Raw genomic sequence first — 24,682 nt, 5'->3', positions numbered from 1 at the left:
GGTTGGCTGTATGTGCCACAGACCCCCTCCGCCCGTCGCGCCCGGTGCCGTGCTCCACCGTCAGGGGCCGCCGTGCAGGGGGTGCTGAGCGGCTTCGCGGTGATCGCGGTCGTCATCGGCGCCGGCTACCTCATCGGCCGGCGGGGCTACCTCGGACCGCACGGCAGTGAGGTCCTGACCCGGCTCGCCTTCCGGGTGGCGTCACCGGCGCTGCTGTTCACGATCCTCGCCGACGCCGACCTATCCGTCGTCTTCTCCAGCCGCCTCCTGGTCACGGCGCTGAGCGCGGTGGGCGTGGCGGGCGTCTTCGTGGCGGTGGGGGTGGCCCGCCGCTGGGGCACGGCCCGCACCACCATCGGCGCCCTGTGCTCCGGTTACGTCAACGCCGGCAACCTCGGCATCCCGATCGCCGTGTACGTCCTCGGCGACGCCTCGCTGGTGGCACCGGTCCTGCTGTTCCAGCTCGTCGGCGTCACCCCGGTCGCGCTGACCGTGCTCGACCTGGCCACCTCCGACGGCGCCCGGCAGTCCCTGGCACGCCGGCTGCTCACCCCGCTGCGCAATCCGGTCGCGGTGGGCTCCCTGGCGGGCGTGGCGGTGTCCGCGGGCGGGCTGGAGATCCCCGGCCCGGTGCTGGACCCCCTCACCCTCATCGGCAACATGGCCGTCCCGGCGGTCCTCCTCGCCTTCGGCATCTCCCTGCGCGGCAGCACCCCGCCCCTGCGCAACGGCGAGCGCGGCGCGGTGCTGCTCGCCGTGGCCCTGAAGTCCTTCGTCCAGCCCGCGGTCGCCTGGGTCCTGGCGGCCGGCGTCTTCGGTCTGCGCGGCCCCCTCCTCCTCGACGTGGTCGTCACCTCGGCGCTCCCCGCCGCCCAGAACCTGTTCACCTACGCCAGCAGCTACCGCGCGGGCGAGACCCTGGCCCGGGAGGCCATCCTGGTGTCGACGGTGCTGTCGGTCCCGGTGCTGGTGGTCGTGGCGGCGCTGCTGGGGTGAGCGTGCGGGCCCAGAGGACGCCGCAGACACCGGAGTGCGGGGGTCTTCCGTTGCCCGCCCCGGGGACGTCCTGCCGTGGCCGGCTCAGCGTGGCCGGAGTGGGGGTGGCAGCTCGCCGCCGTGCACGATGTGCAGGCGGGAGACGGCCCGGGTCAGCGCCACGTAAAGGCGGTTGGTACCGCGGGGCCCTGCCCCCGCGACGGCCGACGGCTCGACGAGCACCACGTGGTCGTACTCCAGCCCCTTGACGGTCGAGGCCGGGACCACGGTGAGCCGGGCTCCCCCGCTGTCCGGGCCCGACACGGCGAACCCGGCCGCCTCCAGAGCGCGGTGGAGGGCAGGAGCCGTGGCGTCGTCGGCGATCACACCGACGGACCCCTCGTGCTCCATCGCGCTGCTCACGGCCGCGACGGTCGAGGCGACCGGGTCGGCGACCGCCTCGATCCTCACCTCCCCGTCGCGCCGCAGGGACCGGACGGGCGGCAAGTGTGGGTTCAGCTGTGGCAGGAGACGGTTGGCGAGTTCGGCCACGGCGGCCGGGACCCGGAAGCCGGTGGTGAGCGGGGTGACGACGGCGTCCGGCTTCCCCAGGTGGGCGAGGAACTGCGTCCAGTCGCGCGCGGCCCACGGCGTGGTGCCCTGTGCGAGGTCACCGAGGACGGTGACGGTGCCGAAGGACGCCCGGCGTGCGATGGCACGGCACTGCATGGGAGAGAGGTCCTGCGCCTCGTCGACCACGATGTGCGCGTACCCGGCGGGGCGTTCGATCAGGCCGGCGAGTTCGTCCAGGAGGACGAGGTCCGCCGCCGACCAGCGGGCCGACCGGGCCGGGCGCGGCGGCCCTTCCCGGGTGAGGACCTGCTGCTCGTGCGGTGCCAGAAGCCCCTCGGCAGCGGTGGCGAGCACGTCGGGCCGGCCGAACAGGTCGGCCAGGACCTCTTCCGGCCGGACGGCGGGCCAGACGGTGTCGAGCAGGGCCGTGACCGGCCGTGACCGGGCCACCTTGCCGGCCCACGTGCGGGAGCGCGGGCCGCCACGCCGCTCGGCCTGTCGCCGGACGGCCCGGACGAGGCGGTCACGGACGCGCTCGCGGCCCACCGCGTACCGCGGCTCCTCAGCGCGCACGTCATGGACGATGGCCCGCAGCTCGTCGGCCGGGACCCGCCAGCGGTAGGAGCCGTCCGGGAGGACCAGCGGCTGGGCCGCCCGTGCGTTCACCCGCGCGTAGAGGGCCCGGCGCAGGACCTGCGCCATGCGGGGGTCGTGCTTGAGGAGCGCCGCGGCCTCCCCGTCCCGTGCCGTGACCGGGTGCCGGGCGATCTCCTCGTCGAGGGTGGCCTGCCGCACCCCGGTCTCGCCGAGCGCGGGCAGCACGGCGGAGATGTAGGACAGAAAGGCCCGGTTGGGCCCGAGGACCAGCATGCCCCGGCGCTGGATGCGCTCCGGGTACGTGTACAGGAGGTAGGCGGCGCGGTGCAGTCCGACAGCGGTCTTGCCCGTGCCCGGAGCCCCCTGGACGCACAGGGAGGTGGACAGGTCCGCCCGCACCAGGTCGTCCTGTTCCGGCTGGATGGTCGCGGCGATGTCCCGCATGGGGCCGACGCGCGGGCGCTCGATCTCACCGGCGACGATGTCGCTCTCCGCCGCCTCGCCCTCGGCGAGGTGCTCGTCCTCCAGCCCGGTCAGGTCGCCCGCATCGCCGCGGCTCCCGGGCGACCAGCCGAAGCGACGCCGGACGGCGACCCCTCGGGGGTCACGGGTGCTCGCCTGGTAGAAGGCGCGTGCCACCGGCGCGCGCCAGTCGACCACCAGGGGCGGTGCGGACGGATCGTGCGCCACCCGGAGCCGCCCGATGTGGTACGTCTGCGCGGCGTGGTCCCCGGCCGCCGCGGCGTCCTCGGCGAAGTCCAGCCGGCCGAAGAACAGTGGCCCCCGGGGAAGTTCGCGGAGTTCCTTCGCCCGGCTGCGGAGCCGGTGACCGAGCACTTCGGCGTCGGCACCGGACGCGGAGGTGTCCTCCCCGGTCACCACATGACGCTGCGCGCCCTCGGACATCGCCTCCAGGGCGGTTCGGCAGGTGTCGTGGTAGGCGCGTTCCCGGGACAGGGCGTCGTCGAGTACGGAGTCGGAGCGTGTCATCCCCCGAGAATAATGTAACTGAGTAACTTTTTTTACTCGGTTACATCCTGTGGGCGGGCCAGATGCGGCAGACCTGCTTCGAGCTGGGAATGTGCCAGCTCGGCCACCGCCACGGCCTCGGGATACAGCGCGTCCGCACCACGGCCCGTGGTGACGCCGCGCCAGTTCTCCTGCGCGAGGACGCGCCGGACCGCCACGATCTGACCGGCGGCCAGCCGCGCCCGGACGCCCCCTCCATACTCCCCGTCGATCACCTCGGCGAGGGCCTCCTCGTCCCGCTCGACGTGGGTGTGCAGGCGCGCCACCAGGGACGGCGTCCCGTACAGCAACCGGTGGAAGGCGAGCACGTCCGGGTCGTCGTTCAGGCCGGTGACCGGGTCGCGCCGGGCGAGCCCGGCCAGGAAGTGGCGCCGCAGGGCCTCCAGCGGAGACTGCCCGGCCGGGCGCCCCGCGACCACCCGGCCGGCCTCCCCCACGTGGTCGGCGAGCCGGTGCAGGACGAGGTCCTCCTTGGCCGGGAAGTACCGGAAGAGCGTCGGCTTGGAGACGTCGACCGCGGCCGCGACATCGGCGACGGTCACCTGCTCGTACCCGCGGTCCAGGAAGAGGCCGATGGCCGTGTCCGACAGCCGTCGGTACATCTGCTGTTTCTTGCGCTCGCGCAGCCCGCCCTCGTCGCCCATGCCCCGAAGCGTACGCAGCCTCCGGCGGTCCCCCGTTCCCCCGGTCCGCCTCCCGGCCTGGGTCACGGCCGCGTCCCGCCGGCGCACTCAGGGGGCGGGGAACTCCGCGGTGTCGATCACGAGGTCGAAGGGGGCGGGGAGCTTCAGCGGCTCACCGAACTTCGCCGTGAGCAGGGGCCGGTAGACGTCACCCTTGGGGTCGCCGTAGAGGGTCGCGGCCGGGCCGTCGGGGGCCCAGCGGTCGACCAGGAGGAACAGCGGGATGCCCGCGGCGGCGTAGGCGGCGGGCTTGCTGACACGGTCGTGGCGGGCGTTGGACTTGGAGGTGACTTCGACGACCAACTCTGCGAGCGCGGCAGGGATGTGGGACTCGAGATCGGTGTGATCCCGTACCGGGGCGACCACGAGATCCGGGATGAACATGCCCAACCGGGACGGCACGGCGATGGCCTGCGTCTGGAAAATCTCCCAGTCCTCGGGGATCACGGAGTACAGACGGCGCTGAATGCGGGCCGCGATCAGATTGTGACTGTACGCGGGAGCAGGTGACACGGTGACGATCCCCTCGATGATCTCCACCCTGCTGCCCTCGGGCCATTCCATCTCCTCCCAGAACCGGACGAGGTCGTCCCAGCTCTGCTCGGGGTCCTGGCTCACGGTGAGTGCGCTCATGGCGGTCTCCTTCGGTGCGTCACCGAGTACAGCATGCCGAAACGGGACCGGTGGGGTCCACCGGTCCCGTTCACCCGATCGGGGAAACCGCAGGTCAGGCGATACGTTCCAGCACCACGGGGGTGGGCGTGAAGGCCGTGCCGGGGGCGGCGATGTCGTAGGAGCCGTCGAGTGCCGTGAGGGCGTAGTCGAAGCGGTCGGGGGTGTCGGTGTGGAGGGTGAGGAGAGGCTGGCCCTCGGTCACCTCGTCGCCGGGGCGGGCGTGGAGTTCGACGCCGGCGCCGGCCTGCACCGGGTCCTCCTTGCGGGCGCGGCCCGCGCCGAGGCGCCAGGCGGCGACGCCGATGTCGTAGGCGTCGAGGCGGGTCAGGACGCCGGAGGACGGGGCCTTGACGACGTGCTGCTCGCGGGCGACGGGGAGTTCGGCGTCCGGGTCGCCGCCCTGGGCGGTGATCATGCGGCGCCAGACGTCCATGGCGGAGCCGTCGGCCAGGGCCTTCGCCGGGTCGGCGTCCTTGAGGCCGGCCGCGTCGAGCATCTCGCGAGCCAGGGCGAGGGTCAGCTCGACGACGTCGGCGGGGCCGCCGCCGGCGAGGACCTCGACGGACTCGCGGACCTCCAGCGCGTTGCCGGCGGTCAAGCCGAGGGGGGTGGACATGTCGGTGAGCAGGGCGACCGTCCTCACCCCGGCGTCGGTGCCGAGGCTGACCATGGTGCGGGCGAGTTCGCGGGCGTCGTCGAGGGTCTTCATGAAGGCGCCGGTGCCGACCTTGACGTCCAGGACCAGGGAGCCGGTGCCCTCGGCGATCTTCTTGGACATGATGGAGGAGGCGATCAGCGGGATGGCCTCGACGGTGCCGGTGACGTCGCGCAGCGCGTAGAGCTTCTTGTCGGCGGGGGCCAGGCCGTCGCCCGCCGCGCAGATGACGGCGCCGGTGGTGTCCAGGACGTCCAGCATCTCCTCGTTGGAGAGCAGGGCGCGCCAGCCGGGGATGGCCTCCAGCTTGTCGAGGGTGCCGCCGGTGTGGCCGAGGCCGCGGCCGGAGAGCTGGGGGACGGCCGCGCCGCAGGCAGCGACCAGGGGGGCCAGCGGGAGGGTGATCTTGTCGCCGACGCCGCCGGTGGAGTGCTTGTCGGCGGTGGGGCGGGACAGCGAGGAGAAGTCCATGCGCTCGCCGGAGGCGATCATCGCCGCCGTCCAGCGGGAGATCTCGCGCCGGTTCATGCCGTTGAGGAGGATCGCCATGGCGAGCGCCGACATCTGCTCGTCGGCCACCTCCCCGCGGGTGTAGGCGTCGATGACCCAGTCGATCTGCTCGTCGGTGAGTTCGGCGCGGTCCCGCTTGGTGCGGATGACGGAGATGGCGTCCATGGCCATGCTGGCGTTCCTTCCGGGGTGCGAAGGGTGCGGCCCCCTCCGGGCGACGGTACCGGCCGTCGTCCGAGGGGGCCGCTGGGCGTTACTTGGTGAGGTGCTGCGGGCCGAAGGGCTGGGGCAGCATCTCCGAGAGCGGCCGGATGCCCGCCGGGGTCTCCAGCAGCAGGTCCGGGCCGCCGAACTCGTACAGCAGCTGCCGGCAGCGGCCGCACGGGACGAGGATCTCGCCCCGGCCGTCCACGCACGTGAAGTGCGTGAGCCGGCCGCCTCCGGTGCGCTGCAGCTCGGAGACCAGTCCGCACTCGGCGCACAGGCCGAGTCCGTAGCTGGCGTTCTCCACGTTGCAGCCGGAGACGGTGCGCCCGTCGTCGACCAGGGCGGCCACGCCGACCGGGTAGCCCGAGTAGGGGACGTACGCGTGGGTCATGGCCTCGCGGGCGAGGGCCCGCAGCGCCTCCCAGTCGGGCTCCGCCGCCGGGGTCACTTGCCTTGTCCCTTCCGGTACGCCATGCCGTTCGCCCTTGGCATGCGCAGCCGTTGGGCGGACAGGGCGAGGACGACGAGGGTGATGACGTACGGCGTGGCGGCGACGACCTGGTTGGGGACCTCGTTGGTGCCGGCGTACCAGGCGTAGACGAGGGCGCCGATGACCAGGGTGATCGCCGCGTGGACGTACTTCTTGCGGATCGCCAGCCAGATCGCGCCGATGACCAGCAGCAGCGCGCCGAGCAGCAGCAGGGCGTGCACGTTGGCGGAGCCGCCGCGCAGGTTGAGGCTGTCGGTGTAGCCGAAGAGGCCGGCGCCGATGGCGAGGCCGCCCGGCATCCAGTTGCCGAAGATCATCGCGGCGAGGCCGATGTAGCCGCGTCCGCTGGTCTGGCCCTCCAGGTAGAAGGGGTTGGCGACGATGGACAGGAAGACACCGCCGAGGCCGGCCAGGGCACCGGAGATGATCACGGCCAGGTACTTGTACTTGTAGACGTTGACGCCGAGGGACTCCGCCGCGATCGGGTTCTCACCGCAGGAGCGCAGGCGCAGGCCGAACGGGGTGCGCCACAGGACGTACCAGGTGGCCGGGACGAGCGCGACGGCGATCAGGGTCAGCCAGGACACGTTGGTGACCAGGCCGCCGAGCAGTCCCGCGATGTCCGAGACGAAGAACCAGCCCTTGGCGTTGAGGTCCCGCAGGGCGTCGGAGAGCCCCGGCACCGTGAAGCTGCCGAGCGACTCGACCGCCGGGGACTGCTTCGCGGAGCCGCCCTGGTGGCCCTCGAAGGCCAGCGGGGCGAGGTAGCGGGTGGCGCCGAGGGCGAGGATGTTGATCGCCACGCCGGAGACGATGTGGTTGACCTTGAAGGTGACGGTGACGACGGCGTGCAGCAGGCCGCCGAGCGCGCCGCCGATGAGGCCGACGAGGACGCCGGTCCACGGGCCCCACTGGAATCCGGCCCAGGCGCCGAACCAGGTGCCGAGGATCATCATGCCCTCGAGGCCGATGTTGATGACGCCCGCGCGCTCCGCCCACAGGCCGCCGAGACCGGCGAGGCCGATCGGGACGGCGAGCTGGAGGGCGGTGGACATCTGGCTGACGTTGGTGATGCCGTTGGCGCCGGTGATCAGGCGGACGATCGAGGTCAGCGCCAGGGCCCCGGCGATGACCAGGAGCAGCACCGGCAGCGACAGGCGGCGGCCGGTCGGCGCGTTGTGCTCCAGCGACGGCTGGTTGACGTCGGTCGCTGTGGTCGGAGCAGTCATCGGCCGGCCACCTCCTTCGTGTTGTTGTCGGCGCCCAGGACGTGTCCCGCGGCGAGCTCCGCGCCGACCCGGCGCTGCTGGCGGCGCAGGCCCCACTCGCGGACGGCCTCGTAGGAGACGACGACCGAGAGGACGATGAGGCCCTGCATGATGACCGCGATCTCCTTGTCGTAGCCGTGGAAGTCCAGCTCGGGGGACGCCTTGTCGAGCCAGGCCCACAGCACGGCGGCGAAGGCGATGCCGACCGGGCTGTTGCGGCCGAGCAGGGCGATGCCGATGCCGAGGAAGCCGATGCCGGTGGGGAAGTTGAGGCTGTAGGTGTGGGTGTCGCCGAGCAGGATCGGCAGACCGGCGAGTCCGGCGACGGCACCGGAGAGCAGCATGGCGGTGAGGACCATGCGCTTGGGGTTGACGCCGCTGGCCGCGGCGGCGGACTCGGAGGCGCCGGAGGCACGCAGGTCGAAGCCGAACCGGGTGCGGTTGAGGACGATCCAGTAGCCGATGCCGAGGATCACGGCGAGGAGGACCAGGCCGTAGATCTCGCCCGCGTCGCCCATGTCGAGGCCCGGGACCCAGCCGGACTCGTTCATCTCGCCGGTGGTGTTGTTGTTGCCGACCTTGACGCCGAAGACGCTGGGCAGCCAGAGGTAGCCGATGACGGCGGTGGCGGTGGCGTTGAGCATGATCGTGGCGACGACCTCGCTGACCCCGCGGGTGACCTTCAGGACGCCGGCGATGCCGGACCAGAAGGCTCCGGTGAACACGGCGGTCAGGAGGAGCAGGGGGATCTGCAGGGCGGCCGGCAGGTCGGCGTGGGCGCCGACGATGGCGGCCATCATGGCGGCGAGCTGGTACTGGCCGTCGACGCCGATGTTGAACAGGTTCATCCGGAAGCCGATGGCCACCGCCAGGGCGGCGATGTAGTACATCGACGCCTGGTTGATGATCAGGACCTGGATGTCCGAGTAGGTCGCCTGCTGGAACATCAGGGCGAACGGCTCGGTGGGGTTCTTGCCGGAGGCGAGCAGCACGATCGCGCTCAGCACGAAGGCCACGGCCAGCGCGATGACCGGTCCGGCCACCGCGAGGAGTACGCGCTCCTTGTCGAACTTCTTCATCAGCGGGCCTCGTCTTCCGGAGACTCGGGGGCGTCGGCCGAGGTCTCGGGGGTGTCTGCGTGTTCGAGGTGGCCGGTGGCGGCACCGGTCATGGCGGTGCCGAGTTCCTCCGGGGTGACGGTCGCGGGGTCGGCGTCCGCGACCAGCCTGCCGTCGTAGATCACCCGGAGCGTGTCGGACAGGCCGATCAGCTCGTCGAGGTCGGCCGAGATCAGCAGGACGGCCAGTCCCTCGCGGCGGGCCTCGCGGATGTGGTCCCAGATGGCGGCCTGCGCGCCGACGTCCACACCGCGGGTGGGGTGGGCGGCGATCAGGAAGCGCGGCTTGTGGCTCATCTCGCGGCCGACGATCAGCTTCTGCTGGTTGCCGCCGGACAGGGAGGCCGCGGTGACGTCGATGCCCGGGGTGCGGACGTCGTACGTCGTCACGATGCGGCGGGTGTCCTCCTGCGCGGCCTTGGGGTCCAGCCAGATGCCCTTGGCGTTGGGCTTCTCGGTGACGTGGCCGAGGATGCGGTTCTCCCAGAGGGGCGCCTCCAGGAGCAGGCCGTGGCGGTGGCGGTCCTCGGGGATGTAGCCGATGCCCTCCTCGCGCCGCTTCCGGGTGCTCCAGGCGGTCATGTCCTCGTCGGCGAGCCGGATGACGCCGGAGTCGGCGGCCCGCAGGCCGATCAGCGCGTCGACGAGTTCGGTCTGGCCGTTGCCCTCCACGCCGGCGATGCCCAGGATCTCGCCCTCGTGGATGGTGAAGGTGATGTCGTCGAGCAGGGCCTTGCCGCCCGGGGCGGTCAGGCGGAGCTTGTCGACGGTGATGACGGGACGGTCGGTGACCGTCGACTCGCCCTTCTCCGGGCTGGGCAGCTCGCTGCCGACCATCATCTCGGCGAGCTGCTTGGAGGTGGTCTCGGCGGGCACCGCGGTGCCGACGGTGGTACCGCGGCGGATGACGGTGATCTCGTCGGCGACGGAGAGGACCTCGCCCAGCTTGTGGGAGATGAAGATGACCGACAGGCCCTCGGACTTCAGCTCGCGGAGGTTGTCGAAGAGGGCGTCCACCTCCTGCGGGACCAGGACGGCGGTGGGCTCGTCGAGGATCAGGGTGGTCGCGCCGCGGTAGAGGACCTTGAGGATCTCCACGCGCTGGCGGGCGGCGACGCCGAGTTCCTCGACCAGGACGTCGGGGCGCACGTCGAGGCCGTAGCGCTCGGAGAGCTCCTTGATCTTGCGACGGGCCCGGGCGCCGATGCCGTACAGCTTCTCGCTGCCGAGCACGACGTTCTCGAGGACGGTGAGGTTGTCGGCGAGCATGAAGTGCTGGTGCACCATGCCGATGCCGCGCGCGATGGCGTCGGCGGGTGAGCCGAAGGTGACCTGCTCGCCGTCGACGGCGATGGTGCCCTCGTCCGGCTTCTGCATGCCGTAGAGGATCTTCATCAGGGTCGACTTGCCGGCGCCGTTCTCGCCCACCAGGGCATGCACGGTGCCCTTGTGGACAGTCAGGTGGATGTCGTGGTTGGCCACGACACCGGGGAATCGCTTGGTGATCCCGGCGAGCTCGACGGCGGTCTGACCGTTGACCGCCGCTCCGGCCGGAGGGCTGCTGGACGCTTTGATGGCGCACTCTCCTGGGGACGGGGGCCGTCTACGCGCGTAGCGCCCCTACGGCATACAAAGGGGTGGCGCACCGAACCCACGGGGTGCGGAGAGCCTGGCTCCCCGCACCCCGTGGCGCGGACGCAACCCCGGAGTCACACGCTGCTCAGGGTTCGTTCGGAGGGGGTGTCAGCTGGACTTGACCTTGATCTCGCCGCTGATGATCTTCTCCTTGGCCTTCTCGATGGCTGCCTGGAGCTCGGCGTCGTCCGCGAACTTCGGGTTGGAGTTCGACAGGCTCACCTCACCCGTCTTCAGATCGCCCTTGACGATACCGGTCACGGGCTTGCCGTCCTCGACCGACTGCGCCAGGTTGTACACCGCCTTGGCGACATCCTTCATCGCCGAGGTGAGGATCGAGTCCTTGTACTTGGCGAGGGCTTCCTGCTTGTACTGGTCGGAGTCGACACCGATCGCCCACACCTTGTTGGCGGCGGCGGCCTCGATGACACCCTGACCGGACAGACCGGCCGCCGCGTACACGACGTCGGCCTTCTTCTCGATCTGGCCCTCGGCGGCGCTCTTGCCCTTGTCGGGGCTGGAGAAGCCGCCCTCCTCCGCGGTCTGGGTCAGGAACTGCGAGATGACCTTGACCTTCGGGTCGGTGTCCTTGACACCCTGCTCGAAGCCCGCGCGGAACTTGTGGATCAGCGGGATGTCCACGCCGCCGATGAAGCCGACGACGTCCGTCTCGGTGGTCTCCGCGGCGGCGACGCCGGCCAGGTAGGACGCCTCCTCCTCGGAGAAGACCAGGTCGGCGACGTTGTCGGCCTCGACCGTGGCGTCGTCGACGATGCCGAAGGTGGTGTCCGGGAACTTCTCCGCGGCGCCCTTCACGGCGGAGGCGTACGCGTAGCCCACCCCGATGACGGGGTTGTAGCCCTGCTTGGCCAGCGAGGACAGGCGCTGCTCCTTGTCCGCGTCCGTCTCGCCGTCGGTCGGCTCGACGTCGGCGGTCTTGTAGCCGAACTCGTCCTTGGCCTTCTTCAGACCGGCGTAGGCGGCGTCGTTGAAGGACTGGTCGCCGCGGCCGCCGACGTCGTACGCGATGGCCAGGCCCTTGTCCTCCTTCGACCCGGAGGAGTCCGAGGAGGAGGACGTCGAGGTGCCGCCGCAGGCGGAGAGGGCGAGGGCCAGGGAGGCGGTCGCTGCGCCTGCGACCGTGATCCGGGAAATCCGGCGCATGATGTGGTGCTCCTGTCGTACAAAGCGCCGGACGGTATCAGCAACGGCGCTGGCTTCGCCGCAGATTAACGCGCGTAGACCTGCCTGAAAACCCCTTCTGTCCACCTTGTTATGCGCCCGTGGCCAAGCGGCCGTGCGCGCTGGTCAGGACGTTGCCGACTGCGAAGAGGAGGTGGCCCTGGGTGATGTGAGGGCGGCCACTGCGGACGCACGGAAACGGGCGGGCAGTGCGCCCCCGCCCGCAGGTGGGACGGGGGAGGCGGTGGGTCGCCCGCACAGGGGAGCAGGCGGGGCGGTGTGCCGCTCGCACGGGGGAGCGGGCCGGGCAGTGGGTCGCCCGCACGGGGGAGCAGGCGGGGCAGTGTGCCGCCCGCACGGGGGAGCAGGCGGGGCGGTGTGCCGCCCGCACACGGAAGCGGGCGGGGGCACGTGTGCCGCCCGCCCGCTTCCGTGGATGGGATCCGGTCGCCGCCGGCCCGGCGACGGGGTGCCTGCCGGACACCCCGCGCACGGCCGGCGCCGGTCCGCTACTCCGTCTTGACGGTGATCGTCCCGTCGACGATGCCCTCCTTGGCCTTGGCCACGGCATCGGTCAGGCCCGGGACCTCGGCCATCTTCGGGTTGCTGTCGGACAGGCCGACCCCGTCCACCTTGAGGTCGAAGACCTGGGTGCCGGTCAGCGGCTTGTCCTCCTCGACGGACTTGGCCAGCGCGTAGACCGCGCCGCCGACGTCCTTCAGGGCGGAGGTGAGGATGTAGTCCTTGTAGGACGCCAGGGCCTCCTGCTGGTACTGGTCGGAGTCGACGCCGATCGCCCACACCTTCGCCTTGGCGGCGGCCTCGATCACGCCCTGACCGGACAGACCGGCGGCCTGGTAGATGACGTCGGCCTTCTTCTCGATCTGGCCCTCGGCGGCGGCCTTGCCCTTGTCGGGGCTGGAGAAGCCGCCCTCCTCGGCCGTCTGCGTCAGGTACTGGGCGATGACGCGGACCTTGGGGTCGGTGGCCTTGACGCCCTGCTGGAAACCGGCCTCGAACTTGTGGATCAGGGGGATGTCCACACCGCCCACGAAGCCGACGACGTCGGTCTTGGTGGCCTTGGCGGCGGCGACACCGGCGAGGTAGGACGCCTGCTCCTCGGCGAAGACCAGGGAGGCGACGTTGTCGCCCTCGACCACGGAGTCGACGATGCCGAAGGTGGTCTTCGGGTACTTCGCGGCGACCGCCTCCATCGCCGGACCGTAGGCGAACCCGACGCCGATGACGGGGTTGTAGCCCTGCTTGGCCAGCGAGGACAGGCGCTGCTCCTTGTCCGCGTCCGTCTCGCCCTCGGTGGGCTCGACGTCGGCGGTCTTGTAGCCGAACTCCTTCTGGGCCTTCTCCAGACCCGCGTAGGCGGCGTCGTTGAAGGACTGGTCGCCCTTGCCGCCGATGTCGTAGGCGATGGCGAGACCGAGGTCCTCCTTGGTGCTGCCGCCGCTGTCGCCGTTGTCACTGCTGGTGCCGCCGCAGGCCGTGGCGGCGAGTGCGAGCGACGCGACCCCCACCGCGACGCGAGTCAGTTTCGATGTCCGACGCATCTGAAGTTCCCCATTCTCCAAAGCCCCGCAGCGGGTGCTCGGTTCGGCGCACATTAACGCGCGTAGACACTCCTGGGAACGGGGTTTGGCGGCGCCGTTATCCATTCGTGCCGCTGGCCGGTTGCGCCCCGGAGGGGCCGGGGGACCGCCGGGGCGGAAGGGGGCGGAACCGGTCAGGCGCGCATGCCTGACGGCACGGCACCACGCTGCCCCTCCCCCGTCCCAGCCGCAACCGGAACAGGCGGACGGGGGACGGCTGGGGCCCTTGAGGTGGGCGAGGCGGGAGGGACGGCACGCCCCGGGCACCGGACCACACGGGCGGTTGTCCGCGGCCCCTCCCGGACCTTGCCGCGCCCGTTCCCGCCCCGCACTTGATCTGGAGCGCGCTCCAGATCCCAGGATGCAGCGCATGGACACCAACACCGCCCGCACCACCCACCCCGACGCCCCCCGGATCGTCCTCGGGACGATGGACTTCGGCACCCGCGTCGCACAGGACGACGCCTACGCGATCCTCGACGCCTTCGTCGACGGGGGCGGCGTCTGGCTCGACACGGCGAACTGCTACTCCTTCTGGGTCGATCCGAGCGGCGTCGGGGGTGCCAGTGAACGGGTCATCGGCGCATGGCTCCGGTCCCGCCCCGGCGCGCGGGACGCCGTGCGGATCGCGACGAAGGTCCGGCAGAACCCGCTCGTCCCGCACGCCTGGCCGGAGAGCGCCGAGGGGCTTTCGGCCCCCGCCGTGCGCAAGGGGTTCGAGGCGAGCCTGGAGCGTCTCGGCGTCGACCACGTCGATCTCCTCTGGGCGCACGCCGAGGACCGTTCGGTGCCGCTGGAGGAGACCGTCGGCGCCTTCGGCGAACTGGTCACCGAGGGGACGGCTCTGCGCGTCGGGGCGGCGAACCACGCGGCCTGGCGCGTGGCGCGCGCCCGGTCACTCGCCCGGGAGCACGGCGTGGAACCGTGGACGGCCCTGCAGTTGCGCCACTCCCTCGTCCAGCCGCGCCCGCTCACTGCGCTCCCGGAGAGCGGCCACCGCCTGCTCACCGCCGAGGACCTGGACCTCGCACGGTCGGAAGGGCTCACGGTGTGGTCGTACAGCTCGCTGATGTGGGGTTCCTACGTACGCGCGGACAAGCCGCTTCCGCAGGCCTATGATCACCCCGGCACCACCCGGGTGCTCGCGGTCCTGGACGACGTGGCCGGCGAACTGGCGGCCACGAGGAACCAGGTCGTCCTCGCCTGGCTGATGCGGCTGGGCATCGACCCCATCGTCGGCGTGAGCCGGGTGGAGCAGATCGAGGAGGCGCTCGCCGCACACCGCGTGCGGCTGGGCGACGAGCACCTGGCGCGCTTCGCCGAAGCCCGGTGACGACGGTCGGACAAGGAGGTCCGTGACCACCAGCCTCACTCCCGCAGCCGCGGCCGACCGCACCGGCGTCTCCCTCGACACACTGCGCTACTACGAGCGCGAGGGGCTGATCGGACCGATCCGGCGCTCCCCCGGCGGGCACAGGGAGTACACCGAGGACGACATCTTCTGGATCGGCCTGGTCACCTGCCTGCGGGACGCCGGGCTCGGCATCGCGGACCTGCGGGCGTTCGTCGCCATCCTGCGCACCGAGCACTCGGCGCGGGACCGGGTGGCCTTCCTCCGCGCGCACCGTGAGGCCCTGGAGCAGCGGGTGGCGGCCCTGCGCCGGGCCCTGGAGGTGCTCGACGACAAGATCGCCTACTACAGCTGAGGGCCAGGCCCCCGGTGGCGAAGCCCGGCGGTGAGCCCGGCGACGCGGCCGGGGGTCGGGGCTGGGAGCCGGGACCGGGAGCCGGGAGTCGAGGTCCCGTCGGGCGAGCGCATGTCCCGGCGGGCCCCGCCCCGGGCGCCCCTCAGCGCAGCGTGTCCAGCAGGGCGGCGGCGGTGAAGAGTTCCACGCCCACGGTGATGGCGTGCTCGTCGACGTCGAAGTCGCCCTGGTGCAGGTCGCGCACCGTGCGCTCGCCCGGGGTGCGCACGCCGAGGCGGGCCATCGCACCGGGCACGTGCTGCAGGTACCAGGAGAAGTCCTCGCCGCCCAGGCTCTGTTCGGTGCCCTCGACGGACTCCGGACCGCGCCGCGCGATCATGGCGTCGCGCAGCAGTTCGGTCACCCCGGCCTCGTTGACGACCGGGGGCACGCCGCGCACGTAGGAGATCTCCGACTTGGCCCGGTGCAGGTTGGCGACCTCGTCGATGGCGGCGACCACGATGTCGGCGGCCTGCCGCCAGGTCTCCAGGTCCAGGCAGCGCACGGTGCCGGACAGCTCGGCGTGCTGCGGGATCACGTTGGGCGCGTGGCCGGACTCGACGCGGCCCCAGGTGACGGCGAGACCGCTGCGGGAGTCGACGCGCCGGCCGACCAGGGCGGGCACGTCGGTGACGACCCGCGCGGCGGCGGTGACCAGGTCGGTGGTCAGGTGCGGGCGGGCGGTGTGGCCGCCGGGGCCGTCGAGGGAGATCTCCAGCCGGTCGCACGCCGAGGTGATCGGGCCCTGGCGCAGTCCGATCCGCCCCGCGTCGACGCGCGGGTCGCAGTGCACGGCGATGATCCGGCCGACGCCGTCCAGCGCGCCGTCCGCGATGACGTCGGAGGCACCGCCCGGCAGCACCTCCTCGGCGGGCTGGAAGATCAGCCGCACCGGACGCGCCAGCAGCCCCTGCCGGTGCAGGTCGGCCAGGATCAGGCCGGCGCCCAGCACCACGGTGGTGTGCACGTCGTGCCCGCAGGCGTGCGCGCGGTCGGGCACGGTGGAGCGGTACGGGCAGTCGGCCTTCATGTCGGGGATGGGCAGGCCGTCGATGTCGGCCCGCATGGCGAGCACCGCCCGGTCCGAGCCGGGGATCTCGCCCACTCCGATGTCACAGATCAGCCCGGTCCCGCCGGAGAGCACCCGCGGCCGGAGACCGGCGCGCTCGAGCCGCTCCTTGATCGCCGCGGTGGTGCGGAACTCCTGGTGGCCGAGTTCCGGGTGCCGGTGCAGGTCGCGGCGGAACAGTACGAGCTCGGCGCGGAGCTCCTCGGACAGCGCGCCGGGAAGCACCGCTCCGCCGGCGAGTTCGATCTCGGACTCCAGTGACATCAGTGGCTTCACCCTTTGAAGAGTAGGGCGCCAGTGACCTCGACCGGTGCTCGATCAAGAAAAATCAGTCCGTTAGGGGAAGAAAAACTGGCCGCCCTACGCATGGCTGTGCGTGTGGCTGGGTAAACTTGCCGCTCTTTGACGGGAGTCCGGGCCCTCCGTACCCGTCGGGACGTGACGTCGGTCACGGTCCCGGCCGCCGTCCGAGAGTGACAGGCCACCCCTCCACCTTCCCACGGATACCACGCATCGCCGTGTCCACGCCGGTCCGCCCGTCCGGGGCCCCGTGGACCGGCCCAGTGCGGCTCACCGGGACAGGGTCCAGGACGGGGCAGGACCAGGGGCAGGACCGGGGACAGGACCAGGGGCAGAAACGCGTCCCGGGTCTGCCGGGAGCGCCTCCCGGCCGGCGGGGACAACCGTCGGCAGGAGGCCGCCGACGGCGGTGCCGTCGGCCGAGCGCCTAGACCCGTCGGGGACCTGCCGTCCTCAGACCGCCGGTGCCGGAGGCGCGGGCGGCGCGGGTGGCACCGGCGGCCCCGCGGGGGTCGCCGAGGGCGCGGTCCTGGGCCACGCGGGCGCGGCGGGCGTCGCAGGCACCGCGGGAGTCGCGGGAGCCGCAGGCGCCCCAGGGACCGCAGGCGTCGCCGGGGCTGCGGGCGTCGCCGGCAGGCGGTGGGCGCCCTGGGCGGTGCGGGTGACGCCGGACAGGAAGCCCCGGGCCCGCGGGGAGGCGCCCGCGGTGAGCCAGGCGGGGTCGATGTCGCAGACCGCGACCCGGACGTCCGTGCCCGCCAGGGCCAGCGGAAGGGTGTGCACCACGGTGGAGGGGAAGCTGAGGACGGTGCGGGCGACCGGCCCGCGGCGGGCGACCAGTTCGAGGGGCAGTTCGGGACGCACGACCTCCAGCCCCGTCTCCACGGCCAGCCGGTGGAGCTTGTCCGTGCTCTCCCGGCGGTGGGCGAAGTAGCGGGTCGCGCCGTGGGCGCGGGCGAGGTCCCCGACGGCCGCCAGGTAGGCGTCCCGGTCCACCACCCCGGTCTCCACCAGCGAGGTGCCCACCAGGTCGGCGCCCCCGGTGACGCGGGGCGGGCCGAAGCGTTGCCTGGTCCAGGCGAAGGTGTGCGGGAGGACGGTGACGCCGGGCGGGGTGGCGTCGACCGGCATGGAGGAGAACACCTCGACGGTGTGTCCGCCGCCCGGGGTGAGGCGCCGGCGGGCCGCGCCGGACACCGGGGCGAGCAGCAGGTCCCGGGGCCCCGGACGGCCGCCCTTGCGGTGCCAGCGGACCAGGCGTTCGCCCCGTGCGAGCTGGCCGACGAACTCCATGGTCGCGGTGCCGTCGTCGACGACGACCAGGGCGGGCGCCCGGGTGAGGGTCAGCAGCAGCTGGACGTAGCGGGAGAAGGGGTCGCCGAGGACGACCCGGTCGGCGCGGCGCAGGGCGGCCGTGAGGCCCCGACGGTGCGCAGCGGGGCGCCCGGGCCGCCGCGGGCCTCCTCCCAGCGGACCTCGTGGCCCTCCTCCCGGGCCAGTCCGCACATGCGGCGCAGCTGGCCGCGGGTCATCGGGTCGACGGGGGACAGCACCACCAGGGTGAGCCCGGCGCCGGGAGCGTGCGCGTGCGCCCACTCCAGCACGTTCAGCAGCTGTACCGGGCTCTCCACGAAGGCGAGCGTGCGGGGGCCGGTGCTCCCGGCGCGTGGGCTCATCGGCGGGTCACGGCGTCCGGGTCTCAGACCGTCAGCGGCTCGCCCGCCGCCGCGGCGATCTCGGCGTCGGCGACCACTCCGGGCACCCGGCGCAGCTTCTTCATCGGGCCCAGCTCGGAGTCGTAGACCTTCTTCACGCCGTCGCCGAGGGACGCCTCGATGGTGCGGATGTCGCGGACCAGGCGGCTCAGGCCCTGCGGCTCGACGGAGGCGGCCTGGTCGGAGCCCCACATGGCGCGGTCGAGGGTGATGTGACGCTCGACGAAGGCGGCGCCGAGGGCGACGGCGGCGAGCGTGGTCTGCAGGCCGGTCTCGTGGCCGGAGTAGCCGATGGGGACGTTCGGGTACTCCTGCTGGAGCGTGTTGATCACCCGCAGGTTGAGCTCCTCGGCCTTCGCCGGGTAGGTGGACGTGGCGTGGCAGAGCAGGATGTTGTCCGAGCCCAGGACCTCGACCGCGTGGCGGATCTGCTTCGGGGTGGACATCCCGGTGGACAGGATGATCGTGCGTCCGGTGGCGCGCAGTGCGCGCAGCAGTTCGTCGTCGGTGAGGGAGGCGGAGGCGACCTTGTGGGCGGGGACGTCGAACTTCTCCAGGAAGGCGACGGCCTCGGTGTCCCACGGGGAGGCGAACCAGTCGATGCCCTTCTTCCGGCAGTAGGCGTCGATCTGGCGGTACTCGTCCTCGCCGAACTCCACGCGGTGGCGGTAGTCGATGTAGGTCATCCGGCCCCAGGGGGTGTCGCGCTCGATGTCCCACTGGTCGCGCGGGGTGCAGATCTCCGGGGTGCGCTTCTGGAACTTGACGGCGTCGCAGCCGGCCTCGGCGGCGGCGTCGATCAGCTTGAACGCGTTCTCGATGTCGCCGTTGTGGTTGATGCCGATCTCGCCGGTGACGTAGACGGGGCGGCCGGGGCCGGCCTCGCGCGGACCGAGGGTGCGAATGCGGGAGTTGGTGCTCATGACCGGGGGTTTCCTTACCTGGGGAGGGAATCGAGGGAGGGGCCGAGGATCCAGCCGGCGATCTCCCGGATCGCGCCGTCGCCGCCCCGGAGGGTGGTGACGGCGCGGGCGGCGCCGCGGACGGCGTCGTGGGCGCTCGCGACCGCCACGGGCCAGCCGACGAGGGCCAGGCACGGGAGGTCGTTGACGTCGTTGCCGACGTAGAGCACGCGCTCGGGCGCGATGCCCTGTTCGTCGCACCACTGCTTGAGTGCGAGGTCCTTGCGGTCGACGCCGTGCAGCACGGGGATGCGCAGCTTGCGTGCGCGGGCGGCGACGACCGGGTTCTGTTCGGTGGACAGGATCAGCAGCTTCAGGCCGCTGTCGCGCAGGGCCGCGATGCCGAGTCCGTCGCCGCGGTGCACGGCGACGAACTCCCGTCCGCCGGAGTCGATCAGCACCCGGTCGTCGGTCTGGGTGCCGTCGAAGTCGAGGACGACCGCGTCGAGGTCGGCGGCCGTCGGCAGGGAACCGGGCCCGTCGGCGTCGAGGAGCGGCGCGAGGGCGCGGGCCCGGGCGAGGTCGTGCGGATCGTCGATCTCCAGGACGCGGGCCGGGTCGGTGCGCACGGGTTCGGTGCGGCCGAAGAAGCGGTGCCGGTGGGTGCGGAAGCCGGCCGCCTCCATGGCGTAGGCGGCGCCGGTCTCCAACAGGTCCTGCGGGCGGTCCTGGCGGCGGGGGCGGACGGCCTTGTCGTGGTTGACGCCGTGTCCGCCGCCTGACGTCCCGGCACCGGTGGCCGCGCCCCGCGCGTCCTGCCCGTCCTGGCCGTCCTGGCCGTCCACGCGGTCGCCGCCGGTCGCGCCGGTCCCGCCGGTCGCGCCGTCCCGCCAGAGGAAGCCGTGGAAGGGGGCGACGGTGACGGCCGTGTCGGCGCGGCCCTCGACGACCGCGGCGGCCACCGCGTCGACGTCGTCGGAGGTGAGGAACGGGCTGGTGCACTGCACCAGCAGGACCACGTCCACCGGGCGGCCGTGCGTGTCCTCGTGGGCGTCCAGGGCGTGCAGGACGGCCGCCTCGGAGGTGGCGGTGTCGCCGGAGAGGGCGGCGGGCCGCAGGACGACCTCCGCGCCGGCCCGCCGGGCGACGTCGGAGATGGCCGGGTCGTCGGTGGAGACGACGACGTCCGTGACGTGCCGGGCGGCCCGGCAGGCGCGCACCGCGCGCGCCACCAGGGGGACGCCGCCGACGGGGGCGAGGTTCTTCGCGGGCACTCCCTTGGAGCCGCCGCGCGCGGGGATCACGGCGAGCACCCGGCGCGCCGGGGGCGGAGAGGACATCGGATCAGCTCCTGGAGGCGGGGTCGGGGTGGCGGGCGGCGGGGTCACAGCTCCCCCATGCGGCGGATCGCGGGGGCCACCCGCTGCACGCCGTGCCGGTAGGCGCCGCGGGCGGCCCGGCGCACGATCTGCCGGACCGCGCCCGGGGCCCGGCCCGCCGCGGGGGCGCCGGGCAGCGGGGTGCCGTCGGGGGCGAGGTGGTGGCGGGCGAGGACGCCGGGCAGGTAGCCGGGCGCGGTGGCGGCCGTGTAGTAGGGGGCCAGCGGCGGAAGTCCGCCGGGGCGGTCGAGCAGGGCGCCGATGCGGGCGCGGGCGGCGTCGAAGGCGTGCTCGTACGCCCCTGCCCCGGAGGCGGTGCCCCCGGGGGCGACGCCCTGTCCCGCCACCCACCGCGGGTCGGGTTCCGGGCGGTGGCCGGCATCGAGCCGGTCCCAGGAGGTGAGGCAGCCGGAGCCGACGAAGTGGTGGTTGCCGAGCGCCTCGCGAATGCCCAGGTCGGTGAGGACGGCGGTGGGGATACGGCGGTGCAGGGACTCCAGGGCGGCCGTGGAGCTGACCGTGACGAGCAGGTCGGTGCGGTCCAGCACCTCCCCCATGTGGCCGTGGACGAGGCGGAGGTTGGCGGGGAGGTCGAGGCCCCGGGCCAGCTTCTGGTAGGGCACCTCCTCCAGGTGCGTGGTGTGCTCCCCGGGCTTGGAGCGCAGCTTCAGCAGCACCTGGCGCTCCGGGTGGCGCCGGGCGTGCCGCACCAGCCGGTCCAGCAGGTACGCGCGCTCGCGGCGGCTCTCCGGCACGGACGGCTGGGCGGCGAACACCACCGTGTACGGGTCGCGCGGGCCGGTGTACGGCTCGCCGCCCAGGAAGGGCAGGGCCACCTCGGTCACCGCGGAGGCGTCGGCGCCCACCCCCTCGTACACGGCGCGGAACCGCTCGGCGTCCCGGCGGGAGTTGGCGAGGACCAGATCGGCCCCGTGGCGCAGCAGCAGGCCGTCGGCCAGCTTCTCGTAGACGATCCCGACGTAGCCGGTGACCACCACCGGCCGGTCCGGGCGGTCCTGCCAGACCCGTCCGAGCCCGTGCAGCATCGCCTGCACTCCCCCGCCGACGAGGGCGAGGACCACCACGTCGCAGGGCTCGGCGTCCATGGCACGCAGGAACTGCGCCGCGGTGACCTCGCTCAGGCCGTCCGCCGGGACACCGACCTCGGTGAGCTGGCGGGCGGTGGGGGTCGCACGGCCGCGCAGGAGGTATCCGTCCAGGCGGATATCCGTGTCCCCGGGGGCGAGGCGGCGCGCGGTGAGGGCGCCCCATTTCCACCGGGTGTCGGAATCCGCGAGAACGGCCACTCGCAGGGAATTCGTCGCACTTGCTGGCACGTCGAAAACGCTAGGAAGCAATTCCGAGGAGCGGCCCAACCGGAATCCAACAAACGGTGAACAGCGGCCCCCCGAAAGGCGAATCGGCACGCCGGGGCCGCCGAATTCCGCCCGCTTCACGGCTTCGCCATATGCCGTTCACCGGAATTCAAGGATCAGGTCAGGACGAATGCCGGGCCGTCCTCTAACGTCGCCGACGTGCCGAAGCTCTCCGTCATCGTGCCGTTCTACAACGTGCGGCCCCATGTGCCCGATGCCCTGCGAAGTCTGCGTGCCAACGCGCGCGACGACTTCGAATTCGTCCTCGTCGACGACTGTTCGACCGACGGGACCGCGGAACTCCTCGCCGCCGCGGAACGCGACCTGCCGGGGGCCGTCCTGGTCCGGCACGAGCGGAACGGCGGGCTGGCGACGGCCCGCAACACGGGCATCGACCGGGCCCGCGGGGAGTACCTGACCTTCCTGGACGGCGACGACTGGCTCGCCCCCGGCCACTACGCCCGGCTGGTCGCCGTGATCGAGGAGCTGGGCTGCGACTTCGTGCGCACCGACCACGTGCAGTGCACGGCCCGGGCCCGCACCGTGCACCGCGTCCCGCACGGCCGCCGCAACGTGCCCGTACGCCCCCGGGACGCGATCCTGCCCGCCCACCGGACGACGTCCGTGGACTACGCCTACGCCTGGGCGGGCATCTACCACCGCCGGCTGGTGGAGCGCGGGCTGCTGCACTTCACCGACGGGCTGCGCACGGCGGAGGACCGGCCGTGGATATGGCGGCTGCACCGGGAGGCGGACTCCTTCGCCGTGACCGGTCTCCTCGGTGTCTTCTACCGGCGCGGGCTGTCCTCGTCACTGACGCAGATCGGCGACGACCGGCAGCTGGACTTCATCCGCGCGTTCGACCAGGTGGTCGAGGAGACCGCCCGGGACCCGGAGGCGGCGGCGCTGCTGCCGAAGGCGGTCCGCACCTACTGCGCCATCATCGCCCACCACCTGGGCAACCTGGACCGGTTCGAACCGCCGGTCGCCCGGCGGCTGAGGACGATGAGCGCCGCCGCGCTGCACCGCCTGCCGCAGGACGTGCTCGACGGGGCGCTCGACGCGATGGACGCCGGGCGCGCCACCCGGCTGCGCCGGCTGCGCCGCCGTCCGGTGTCCGCCGTGGAGGGTGCCGCGTGACCACCCACCTCTTCATGGCGTCCACCCTGTACGGCACCGCCACGCTCGCCGCGGCCCTCGACGCGGGCTGCTTCGGGCCCGCCGACCGGCGGATCCTGCTGGTGTCCAACAACGCGGCGACACCGGAGACGACCCCGTCCGTGGACGAGATGCCCGGCTTCGAGCGCCTGCGGTCGCGCTTCGACGACGTGGTGTCGTGGAACGCGGCCGTCTTCCCCCTCCATCCCGGCGCCTGGTCCCCGCGCCCGGACGACGAGCCCCTGTGGGAGCGGCACCTGCGGCTGGCCTGGGGCATCGGCGACGACGACGTCGCGCTCACCCTGGAGTCCCTCCAGGTCGACCCGGCGCTCGGGGTGGCCCGGATCTTCACCGACGCCCCGCTCACCGTCTACGCGGACGGCCTGATGAGCTACGGGCCCACCCGCAACAAGCTGGACCCGCTGGTCGGCACCCGGGTGGAACGGCTGCTCCACCTCGATCTGGTGCCGGGCCTGCGGCCCCTGCTGCTCACCGAGTTCGACGTGCCGGCCGAGGTGGTGCCCACCGCGGCGTTCACCGCGGTGCTGGCCGAACTGGCCGAGGCGGCCGACGTCGCCGAACCGGCCGGCTCGGCCGACCTGGCCGACCTGACCGGCGCGGCGGAAGCCCCCGTCCCGGCCGGGCGCCCCGCCGCGGCCGACCCGGCGGGGCCGGCGGCGCCCGTCCCCCCGGAGGCAGCCGATCCGGCGGGGCCCGCGCTGCTGCTCGGCCAGTACCTGTCCGCGCTGGACATCCTCACCGCCGAGGAGGAGGAGCAGCTGCACGTGCGGATGCTCCGGGGCGCGGCCGGACTGGGCCACACCCGCGCCGTGTTCAAGCCCCACCCCACGGCCCCCGCCCGCTTCACCCGCACCCTGGAGGAGGAGGCCGGGCGGCTCGGTGTCCGGCTCACGGTGGTGGACACCCCGGTGCTCGCCGAGGTGCTGTACCAGCGGCTGCGCCCCGGGCTGGTGGTGGGCTGTTTCTCCACCGCGCTGCTCACCGCGTCCGCGTTCTACGGCCTGCCCGTCGCCCGGGTCGGCACGGACACCCTGCTCCAGCGTCTGCGCCCGTACGAGAACAGCAACCGCGTCCCGGTGACCGTCGTCGACGCCCTGCTGCCCGCGCCGGACGACGCCGCGGCGGTGGCCGCGGGGCGCGGCGCCCTGGACACCGACGCGCTCGCGGACCTGATCCGCGCCGTCGGGTTCGCCATGCAGCCGCGGCTCCTGCCGGACCTGCGGGCGGAGACCGAGCGGTACCTGGCCGCCCGGCTCGACGCGCGGACCCGGCGGTACTTCACGAAGAAGCGGCTGACGGCCCTGGGCCTGCCCGGCGGCGTGCCGGCCCGGCTGGCGTTCCTGCCGCGCAACGCCACCGTACGGCGGGCCGCGCGGACGGCCCGCCGCCTGCGACGGGCGGTGGCGCGCGGCTGAGGCGGGCCCGCCTCCCGCCGACCGCACGGCGGCCGGACGCGTGCCCGTCCGGCCGCCGTGCGGTGCGGTGCGGTGTCCGGCGATGGTGGGAAGCCAGTACGACGCCGAGGCGCACGGGCCGCCACCGGGCGGGGAAGGGGTGCTCCGGGCGGGGAAGGGACGCTCAGGGCGGGGGCCGACGGGCCGGGACAGCGACGCACCCGCACCTGAGGGGGCGTCACACCCCGCAGTGCGACGGGCCCCTGGGGCGCCACGCCCGGCACGGTGACGGGCCCCGCAGGGTGACCTGGGCGGGCTGACGGGCGGAAGCAGACCGGGCGGAACCAGCGGGTTCACGGGCACGGGGGCCCAACGGGGCTGGGCCCCACGGGGGCTGGGCCCACGAGGGCTGGGCCCCAAGGGGAC

19 protein-coding genes and 1 pseudogene are annotated in these 24,682 nt (G+C 73.1%); 5 read left to right on the top strand and 15 right to left on the bottom strand.

Features of this window, described 5'->3' with window-relative positions:
• Positions 1–72 precede the first annotated feature (72 nt).
• On the top strand, positions 73–996 hold the full coding sequence (locus AB0F01_RS07670; RefSeq protein ID WP_362090879.1) for an AEC family transporter: 924 nt from the start codon (positions 73–75) through the stop codon (positions 994–996).
• Between the two features lie 84 nt (positions 997–1,080).
• On the opposite strand, the gene AB0F01_RS07665 is transcribed toward AB0F01_RS07670, so the two are convergent.
• The 10 genes from AB0F01_RS07665 to AB0F01_RS07620 form a co-directional block, all read right to left on the bottom strand.
• Positions 1,081–3,135, bottom strand: coding sequence for an ATP-binding domain-containing protein (locus AB0F01_RS07665; protein WP_362090877.1), 2,055 nt, complete (start codon positions 3,133–3,135; stop codon positions 1,081–1,083).
• A 32-nt stretch (positions 3,136–3,167) separates the two neighbouring features.
• Positions 3,168–3,818: a TetR/AcrR family transcriptional regulator gene (locus tag AB0F01_RS07660; RefSeq protein ID WP_362090875.1), complete on the bottom strand. Its 651-nt coding sequence runs from the start codon at positions 3,816–3,818 to the stop codon at positions 3,168–3,170.
• 87 nt (positions 3,819–3,905) lie between these two features.
• On the bottom strand, positions 3,906–4,490 hold the full coding sequence (locus tag AB0F01_RS07655) for a Uma2 family endonuclease (protein ID WP_362090873.1): 585 nt from the start codon (positions 4,488–4,490) through the stop codon (positions 3,906–3,908).
• A 94-nt stretch (positions 4,491–4,584) separates the two neighbouring features.
• The gene (locus AB0F01_RS07650) at positions 4,585–5,862 is read right to left on the bottom strand and encodes a thymidine phosphorylase (RefSeq protein WP_362092507.1); all 1,278 of its coding nucleotides are present in this window, start codon (positions 5,860–5,862) and stop codon (positions 4,585–4,587) included.
• Between the two features lie 88 nt (positions 5,863–5,950).
• A complete protein-coding gene (locus tag AB0F01_RS07645) occupies positions 5,951–6,352 on the bottom strand; it encodes a cytidine deaminase (protein WP_362090871.1) in 402 nt (133 codons plus the stop codon).
• Entirely contained in the window at positions 6,349–7,623 is a 1,275-nt protein-coding gene (locus AB0F01_RS07640; RefSeq protein WP_362090870.1) for an ABC transporter permease, read from the bottom strand. The genes AB0F01_RS07645 and AB0F01_RS07640 overlap by 4 nt, the downstream gene beginning before the upstream one ends.
• Entirely contained in the window at positions 7,620–8,741 is a 1,122-nt protein-coding gene (locus AB0F01_RS07635) for an ABC transporter permease (RefSeq protein ID WP_362090868.1), read from the bottom strand. The genes AB0F01_RS07640 and AB0F01_RS07635 overlap by 4 nt, the downstream gene beginning before the upstream one ends.
• A complete protein-coding gene (locus AB0F01_RS07630) occupies positions 8,741–10,354 on the bottom strand; it encodes an ABC transporter ATP-binding protein (RefSeq protein WP_362092504.1) in 1,614 nt (537 codons plus the stop codon). Before AB0F01_RS07630 ends, AB0F01_RS07635 begins: the two co-directional genes overlap by 1 nt.
• Positions 10,355–10,522: 168 nt before the next feature.
• Positions 10,523–11,578, bottom strand: a complete 1,056-nt coding sequence (locus AB0F01_RS07625) for a BMP family ABC transporter substrate-binding protein (protein WP_362090866.1) — start codon at positions 11,576–11,578, stop codon at positions 10,523–10,525.
• A 527-nt stretch (positions 11,579–12,105) separates the two neighbouring features.
• Complete coding sequence (locus AB0F01_RS07620) at positions 12,106–13,158, bottom strand: BMP family ABC transporter substrate-binding protein (RefSeq protein ID WP_362090864.1); 1,053 nt, start codon at positions 13,156–13,158, stop codon at positions 12,106–12,108.
• A gap of 400 nt (positions 13,159–13,558) precedes the next feature.
• Here AB0F01_RS07620 and AB0F01_RS07615 point away from each other — a divergent pair, with 400 nt between their 5' ends.
• Positions 13,559–14,530 (top strand): aldo/keto reductase, encoded by a 972-nt coding sequence (locus AB0F01_RS07615; protein WP_362090862.1) that lies wholly within the window; start codon positions 13,559–13,561, stop codon positions 14,528–14,530.
• 22 nt (positions 14,531–14,552) lie between these two features.
• A complete protein-coding gene (locus AB0F01_RS07610; protein WP_362090860.1) occupies positions 14,553–14,903 on the top strand; it encodes a MerR family transcriptional regulator in 351 nt (116 codons plus the stop codon).
• Positions 14,904–15,045: 142 nt separating this feature from the next.
• Here the strand turns inward: AB0F01_RS07610 and AB0F01_RS07605 are convergent, their stop codons facing one another.
• The 5 genes and pseudogenes from AB0F01_RS07605 to AB0F01_RS07585 all read right to left on the bottom strand — a co-directional run bounded on the left by AB0F01_RS07605 (position 15,046) and on the right by AB0F01_RS07585 (position 21,644).
• A complete protein-coding gene (locus tag AB0F01_RS07605) occupies positions 15,046–16,275 on the bottom strand; it encodes a M20 family metallopeptidase (protein WP_362092502.1) in 1,230 nt (409 codons plus the stop codon).
• A gap of 657 nt (positions 16,276–16,932) precedes the next feature.
• Positions 16,933–17,987: pseudogene (locus tag AB0F01_RS07600) on the bottom strand (hypothetical protein); the annotation flags it as partial.
• A 23-nt stretch (positions 17,988–18,010) separates the two neighbouring features.
• Positions 18,011–18,949 (bottom strand): N-acetylneuraminate synthase family protein, encoded by a 939-nt coding sequence (locus AB0F01_RS07595; protein WP_362090858.1) that lies wholly within the window; start codon positions 18,947–18,949, stop codon positions 18,011–18,013.
• 14 nt (positions 18,950–18,963) lie between these two features.
• The gene (locus AB0F01_RS07590) at positions 18,964–20,268 is read right to left on the bottom strand and encodes an N-acylneuraminate cytidylyltransferase (protein ID WP_362090857.1); all 1,305 of its coding nucleotides are present in this window, start codon (positions 20,266–20,268) and stop codon (positions 18,964–18,966) included.
• A gap of 44 nt (positions 20,269–20,312) precedes the next feature.
• On the bottom strand, positions 20,313–21,644 hold the full coding sequence (locus AB0F01_RS07585) for a DUF6716 putative glycosyltransferase (protein WP_362090855.1): 1,332 nt from the start codon (positions 21,642–21,644) through the stop codon (positions 20,313–20,315).
• Between the two features lie 198 nt (positions 21,645–21,842).
• Between AB0F01_RS07585 and AB0F01_RS07580 the strand changes: the two genes are divergently transcribed.
• Positions 21,843–22,823 carry a glycosyltransferase family 2 protein gene (locus AB0F01_RS07580; protein WP_362090853.1) on the top strand — a complete coding sequence of 327 codons (981 nt, stop codon included), beginning with the start codon at positions 21,843–21,845 and terminating at the stop codon, positions 22,821–22,823.
• Positions 22,820–24,277 carry a polysialyltransferase family glycosyltransferase gene (locus AB0F01_RS07575; protein ID WP_362090852.1) on the top strand — a complete coding sequence of 486 codons (1,458 nt, stop codon included), beginning with the start codon at positions 22,820–22,822 and terminating at the stop codon, positions 24,275–24,277. The genes AB0F01_RS07580 and AB0F01_RS07575 overlap by 4 nt, the downstream gene beginning before the upstream one ends.
• Positions 24,278–24,682 lie beyond the last annotated feature (405 nt).

Source organism: Streptomyces sp. NPDC029526, from assembly GCF_040637405.1.
In the GTDB taxonomy this organism is placed as follows: domain Bacteria; phylum Actinomycetota; class Actinomycetes; order Streptomycetales; family Streptomycetaceae; genus Streptomyces.
This window is presented reverse-complemented; position numbering and strand designations above follow the sequence as displayed.